This is a genomic window from Staphylococcus sp. EG-SA-2, from assembly GCF_017152085.1.
Window position 1 is genome coordinate 1 of record NZ_JACYHC010001321.1, and the last position, 594, is coordinate 594.

The following is a 594-nucleotide window of genomic DNA, read 5'->3' on the forward strand; positions in this document are numbered from 1 at the left end:
TACCAAACATTAATGCTAATGGAATCATTATTGCCATGACACAAGTAATTAATACACTTGTTGTCGTTGCATCTAATTTAATAACTTGTTCTAAATAGGTTGGTAAATATGCAGTTACCATATAGTTCGTAACATTGAAGAATACAACAGCTACAAAACACACAAATATATCTTTGTAATAAAATCTGATGATTTGTAAAAAGTTAATGTTGTCTCGTTCTGGTTGTGTTGCAACATCATTTTCGAAAACTGGTGATTCTTCAAGCTTACGACGTAAATATAAGCCGAATAATCCTAGGAATAAACCAAGTAAGAATGGGATTCTCCAACCAAATGATGCCATTTGTTCATCTGTTAAAAAGAATGTTAATACTGCAATCATAATTGAAGCAGCTATGTAACCTGATAATGTCCCAATTTCTAGTCCACTACCTAATGAGTTACGACGCTTATCTGGAGATGACTCCGCAACATATGTCATTGCCCCCGCATACTCTCCACCTGTTGAAAACCCTTGTAGTACTCTTGCAAGCAATAATAGTATTGGTGCCCAAAGTCCAATTTGATCATAGCTTGGCAATAATCCAATGGTTA

General features: G+C 34.8%; 1 protein-coding gene. It reads right to left on the bottom strand.

From position 1 onward, the window contains the following. On the bottom strand, positions 1 to 594 hold a 594-nt coding region (locus IDG60_RS28390), incomplete at both ends, for an MFS transporter (RefSeq protein WP_206161160.1).